Raw genomic sequence first — 6,091 nt, forward strand, 5'->3', positions numbered from 1 at the left:
GCATTGCCGCCTGGGGACCGAGCCATTTCCCGATCACGATCTTTTGCGACGCACTGTCCTCGCGTCCGGCACGATAGGGCCCTCGTCATGACCTCCCCCGCCCCTACCGCATGGCAGACTTGCAGGAGCCCCGCAAGCGGACGAGAAAACACAAAAACCCCTTTCTAATCAGATGCTTGCCTGCTTTTAACCCACCCTCACATTGCCGTGGATTTCACGACATTACGCAAAGTCATTTTTAATCAAATTCGTGCCTTTTAGAGCCACTGCTGCAACGGCGCAGCGCAGCCGCGAAAATGCGGCATCCAGCTCCATATTGCAGCGCTTACTGCGTGAAATGGTGCGGCTACCCTGAAAGAACAGAAGCGACCGATCATGCAAAGCCTTCTTCGTAATCTGTCTATCGCTCCCAAGATATTCTCGGCCGTCGCACTTCTCCTCGCAACATCTGTGATCGTGGCAATGCTCGCCTTTTGGAATTTCGCGACCATGGACGCTGCGACCCGCGAAGTCGCGGCCTCTGCCACACGGGTGGAGGCGGGAGGGCGGGCGACGGCCAACCTGCTGTCTTATGCGCGCGCGGTGGAATTCCTGCCAATCGAGATGCCGGTTTCGCAGCGGGAAACGTTCGAGAACTCCCTCAACGACGAGTATCGGCGGTTCCTGGTCCAGGTCACCCAACTCGAGCAGACGTCGCGCACGTCGGTGGGCCGTGAGGACGCAGAAAAAATGCGCCGGCTGGCGGCGCAGCACCTGGCCGAAGCGTCAAAGATTCGAACCTTGTCGCGTGACGGGGCCTACGACGATGCTGGCAAGATCGCCTTCACCACCGCGCCGGTCATCTCGCAGATCAGCGAGGTCCTGCGCGGTCTCGAGCAGCGTGCTTCCATTCGGCAGCAAGATGCCGTGAAGGCGGCCGCTTCCGCCTATTCGCAAGCGACGTGGATGATGATGGCGGCGCTGGCCATCGGTGGTTCACTGAGCCTGGCGCTGACTGCATGGCTCGTCATCGGCTTCATCACGCGGCCGCTCGGTGCCATGACCAGCGCCATGCTGAAGGTCGCCGACGGCGATGTGACCGTCACCGTCCCGGCGCTCGGGCAACAGGATGAGATCGGTAAGCTCGCCGGCGCGCTGGAGACCTTCAAGGCGAACCTGATCGAAAGCCGCCGCCTGGAAGCCGAGCAGGCGACCGAGCGCGCCGCCAAGGAGCGCCGTGCGAACGTGGTCGCCGTCGCGGTGTCCGAGTTTGAAAAGTCGGTGAGCGAGATCGTCTCGACCGTGACCTCGGCCTCGGCCGAACTCGAGGCTGCCGCGGGCACCCTGACCAGCACCGCCGAGGCGACGCAGGCGAAGTCGGGCATGGTGGCTGCGGCCTCCGAACAGGCCTCGGGCAATGTCCAGGCGGTGGCTGCCGCCACCGACGAGATGACGTCGTCGATCCACGAGATCGCCCGCCAGGTCATGCACTCGACGGAAAAAGCGAATGGCGCGGTCGCCGAGGCGAAGGCCACCGATGCGAAGGTCTCGGCACTCCTGGACGCTGCCGGGCGGATCGGTGAGGTGGTGAAGCTCATCACTGCCGTGGCAGAGCAGACCAACCTGCTCGCGCTCAACGCCACGATCGAGGCGGCACGGGCCGGCGAGGCTGGCAAGGGCTTCGCGGTCGTTGCGTCAGAAGTGAAGGCCCTCGCCGGGCAAACCGCAAAGGCCACCGATGCGATCGGCGCCGAGATCGCTGCCATCCAGACGGCGACACGCGAGGCGGCGGCATCCATCCGGTCCATCGGGACGACGATTGTCGAGGTTGCCGATACCGCGACCGCCATCGCAGCCGCAGTGGAGGAACAGGGCGCCGCGACCCAGGAGATCGCTCGCAATGTCCAGGAAGCGGCGAAAGGGACCGTCGAGGTCGCGTCCTCCATCGTGGAAGTGAACCAGGGCGCGGTCGAGACCGGCTCTGCCTCGGCCCAGGTGCTCTCGGCTTCCCAGGAGCTGTCGCAGCAGGGCAGCCGGCTCAAGACCCAGGTCGACACGTTCCTCGCGACGGTGCGGGCGGCCTGACGGCCGTTCGCAACTCCTGTCTGAAGGCTAAGCCGGGCCCCGGACCGGGCCCGGCCGGAACTTGGCCGTGCGGCCACATCACCGGGACACCCCGCCTTATCGGTGCTCCGCAGGAGCGCCAAAAGCAGCATCAATCGGTCGGAGGCCATCGCCAGCCGGCCGGGCATTCGCGGCCTGCTGATCCACGGCCATGCCGGTGAGAACTTCCTGCCCGACAGTTCCGAGAAGCGCCGGGTGATCGCGATCGCGCGTCAGGTTGCGCCCGGCGACTGCGTCATTTGCTCCGGCAACCATCCGGAAACGGGCCTGCAGGCGGCCTGCAATGCCGCCGATGCCGAGCGGGCCAGCGCCGCATTCCCACACGACAGATTACCTCACTCCGACCATAGACATTTACCGCGTCGCTTTTGCTCTATACTGGCGCATCTGCGTGATATGTTGCGACATTTTGCCTCATTCAATAGATAATACAGCTTAACTTTTGAGGATGTACACAATTACCAGTATTTTACACTTCGCAAATGGAGAATAGTATGCTGCCGAAGGTCTTCCGTCCGCTGCTCAATGCTATCGATCAATCGCAGGCCGTCGTCGAATTGCGTCCTGACGGGACCATCGTGAACGCCAATGCCAACTTTCTCTCTGTCATGGGTTATCGGCTCGACGAGGTTCGCGGCCGCCATCATTCGATCTTCGTCGATGCGCGCGAGCGGGAGACCGAGGCCTACCGCGCCTTCTGGACAAACCTCGCCGCCGGCCGCTTTCAGCAGGCCGAGTTCCGCCGCGTCGCCCGCGATGGCCGCGAAGTCTGGATCCAGGCCACTTACACGCCGGTCAAGAACTGGCTGGGCCGCGTCGTCCGGGTCGTGAAGTTGGCCACCGACGTCAGCGACCTGAAGCGGGCGCGTACCGATGATGCCGGCAAGATCGCGGCGCTCGACCGTTCGCAGGCGGTGATCGAGTTCGATCTCGATGGCACCATTCTCGCCGCGAACGCCAATTTCGCCGCCGCCGTAGGCTATGCTCCCGAAGCGCTCATCGGCCGGCATCACAGCATTTTCATGCCGTCGGACGTTGCAGACACGGCCCCGTACCGCGTTTTCTGGCAGGCTCTTGGCCGCGGCGAATTCCAGTCCGGCGAGTTCCGTCGCCTGGCGCAGGGCGGCCGCGAGATCTGGCTGCAGGCGACCTACAATCCGGTCTTCGGTCCAGACGGAAAGCCGATCAAGATCGTCAAGTTCGCGTCCGACATCACCGCGGAGAAGATGCGGGGCCTTGATGCCGTCGGCAAACTGCGTGCGATCGACCGCTCACAGGCGGTGATCGAGTTCGCACCCGACGGAACGATCCAGAAAGCGAACGAGATCTTCCTCGCCTGTGTCGGCTATCGGCTCGACGAGATCGTCGGGCGCCACCACCGGCTGTTTGCCGATGAGAGCGAGGGCAACAGCCCGGCCTATGCGGCCTTCTGGGCGGCACTCGGCCGTGGCGAGTTCAAGTCGGGCGAGTTCGGCAGGCGCGGCAAGGACGGACGCCGCATCTGGCTGCAGGCGACGTACAATCCCGTGCTCGGGCCGGACGGAAAGCCCATCAAGATCGTCAAGTTCGCCTCGGACATCACCGAGGACGTGCAGCGGCGCGAGCAGTTTCACCTGCTGTCCCTCGTCGCCAACGAGACCTCGAATTCGGTCATCATCACCGATGCTGCGGGAATGATCGAATACGTCAATCCGGGCTTCGAACGCACGACCGGTTACAAGGCCGCGGAGGTCAAGGGACGAAAGCCCGGCGACCTGCTCCAGGGCCAGGCGACAAGCGCCGAAACCCGCGCGGCCATCGCCGAGCACCTGAGCCGACGCGAGCCCTTCTACTGCGAGATCCTCAACTACAGCCGGGACGGCCAGCCCTTCTGGAACTCGCTCGCGATCAACCCGGTCTTCGGGACAACCGGCCAGATCGAGCGCTATGTCTCGATCCAGACCGATATCACCCCGACGAAGCAGGCAGCGCTCGCCAAGACCGCCCAGATCGATTCGATCAGCGCGAACAACGCCCTTGCCGAATGGTCCATCAGCGACGGCCGACTGATCATGGCCAACCGTTTTCTGGACGGTCGGGGCGTCACATCCGGGCCGGCCATCGGCCTTCAGAACCTGCTCGCCGAAGCCGATCGCAGCCGTCTGATGCATGGCGAGGCCGTGCGGCGGGAACTGGCCTGGCCCGGCAGCGGTAACGAGGTGGTCTGGCTGGAAGCCATCTTCTCGGTCCTCAACGACATCGAGGGCCGGCCGGAGCGTATCCTGATGTGCGCTGTCGACATCACCAACCGACGCCGCGCCATGGAACAGACGAATCAGGCTCTCGCAGAAGTGCTCAGCTCGGCCGACCAGATCGGCGCCATCACCAGCGCCATCGAGACGATCGCCAAACATCCAACCTGCTGGCGCTCAACGCGACCATCGAGGCGGCGCGTGCCGGCGAGACCGGGAAAGGCTTCGCCGTCGTCGCCCAGGAGGTCAAGATGCTCGCCGCGCGCTCATCGTCCTCGTCCTCCGAGATCTCCGCCTTGCTGGAGACCAGCCGCAACCGGATCGGGGTGCTGGCCGAGACCCTCGAAAGCCTCAAAGTGCAGGCAGCCTGACCCGGCGGCTGCGGCAAGGACTACGCATCCTGCCGGCGCGAGCCTCGCGCGCCGGCTTTGGCGGCTCTCCCACTGCGATGCAGCGCGCCGCAGCCAATCCCGGCTGCGGCGCAACCGAGGGCCAAATCACTTATCGGCGGCCGAAAAACTATTCAAACAAGGCGCGCCACTTCCGAGAGCGTGGGGCCGAACTCCGCCATGGCGATGAGGTGCTCGAGCATGAGGGTGACGCCTTGGCCGGTGAGCGGTGCGGGCCTGTCACCTGGGTCACTCCCGTCACCGGAAGACGAGCGTCGGCAGCGCCAGCGTGATCCACGGCACGTAGGACAACACCATCAGGCAGGCAAAGATCACACCGATAAAGACGGGAAGATAGCGCATCATCTTGTCGATGCTGGTGCCCGCCACCTGCGCGGCAGCGAAGAGATTCACGCCGAAGGGCGGCGTGATCATCCCCATGGCCAGGTTCACCACCATGATCGTGCCGAAATGGACGCCGTCGATGCCCAGCCGCTGCGCGGCTTCCGCCAGGATCGGCGCCAGCACGATAATGGAGGCCGAGGTCTCCACGAACATGCCGACCACGAACAGGAACAGGTTCACGGCCAGCAGGTAGGAGTTCGCATCGTCGAAGGTCTTCACCAGCCATTCTGCTGCGATGTCCGGCACGCCCTGGCGGTTAAGCAGCCAGGAGAACAGAGTCGCGGCCGCGATGATGAACATGATGACCGCGGAACTGATCACCGACTTTTTGAAGATCGGGTAGAGGTCGGACAGCCGGATCTCACGATGAATGAAGACGCCGACGATGATCGCATAGACCACCGCGACCACCGAGGCTTCGGTCGGCGTGGTGATCCCGCCATAGATGCCGCCCAACACCACCATCGGCATCAACAGCGCCCAGCCGGCCTGCTTCGTTGCCACCAGGAAGGGCAGGCGGCCATCGCCATCGTTCTTGCCCCAGCCCTTGATGCGGCACCAGATCAGCACCGTCGCGACCAGCGCGGCGGAGATGAGGAGGCCCGGACCGAAGCCCGCGATGAACAGCTCCGGGATGCTCGTCTGCGTGCTGACACCGTAGAGGATCATCGGGATGGAAGGCGGGATGATCACGCCGAGTTCGGCGGCGGTCGCCTGCAGAGCTGCGGCGAAGGGCACGGGATACCCCGCGCGCACCAGCGCCGGGATCATGATCGCGCCGATTGCGAAGGTGGTCGCAACCGACGAACCGCTGATCGCGGCGAAGATCATGCAGGTCAGCACGCAGGTCGCGGGCAGCCCCCCCTGGATGCCGCCCACGATCGACTTCGCGAAATCGACCAGCCGGCGGGAGATGCCGCCGACATCCATGAGGTTGCCGGCCAGGATGAAGAAGGGGATCGC

Annotated in this window: 4 protein-coding genes and 1 pseudogene; 4 read left to right on the forward strand and 1 reads right to left on the reverse strand. The window is 64.2% G+C overall.

Annotated features, from left to right (window positions below; translation table 11 throughout):
* Nucleotides 1-375 precede the first annotated feature (375 nt).
* The 4 genes and pseudogenes from Q8O26_RS18240 to Q8O26_RS18255 all read left to right on the forward strand — a co-directional run bounded on the left by Q8O26_RS18240 (nucleotide 376) and on the right by Q8O26_RS18255 (nucleotide 4,705).
* Nucleotides 376-2,064, forward strand: coding sequence for a methyl-accepting chemotaxis protein (locus tag Q8O26_RS18240; protein WP_305578199.1), 1,689 nt, complete (start codon nucleotides 376-378; stop codon nucleotides 2,062-2,064).
* Between the two features lie 102 nt (nucleotides 2,065-2,166).
* Entirely contained in the window at nucleotides 2,167-2,532 is a 366-nt protein-coding gene (locus Q8O26_RS18245; RefSeq protein WP_305578201.1) for a hypothetical protein, read from the forward strand.
* A 65-nt stretch (nucleotides 2,533-2,597) separates the two neighbouring features.
* Nucleotides 2,598-4,061: pseudogene (locus Q8O26_RS18250) on the forward strand (PAS domain-containing protein); the annotation flags it as partial.
* A gap of 308 nt (nucleotides 4,062-4,369) precedes the next feature.
* Nucleotides 4,370-4,705 carry a methyl-accepting chemotaxis protein gene (locus Q8O26_RS18255; RefSeq protein WP_305578203.1) on the forward strand — a complete coding sequence of 112 codons (336 nt, stop codon included), beginning with the start codon at nucleotides 4,370-4,372 and terminating at the stop codon, nucleotides 4,703-4,705.
* A gap of 276 nt (nucleotides 4,706-4,981) precedes the next feature.
* On the opposite strand, the gene Q8O26_RS18260 is transcribed toward Q8O26_RS18255, so the two are convergent.
* The gene (locus tag Q8O26_RS18260) at nucleotides 4,982-6,088 is read right to left on the reverse strand and encodes a TRAP transporter large permease (RefSeq protein WP_305578204.1); all 1,107 of its coding nucleotides are present in this window, start codon (nucleotides 6,086-6,088) and stop codon (nucleotides 4,982-4,984) included.
* Nucleotides 6,089-6,091: the final 3 nt, after the last annotated feature.

The organism is Phreatobacter sp., assembly GCF_030691135.1.
GTDB lineage: Bacteria > Pseudomonadota > Alphaproteobacteria > Rhizobiales > Phreatobacteraceae > Phreatobacter.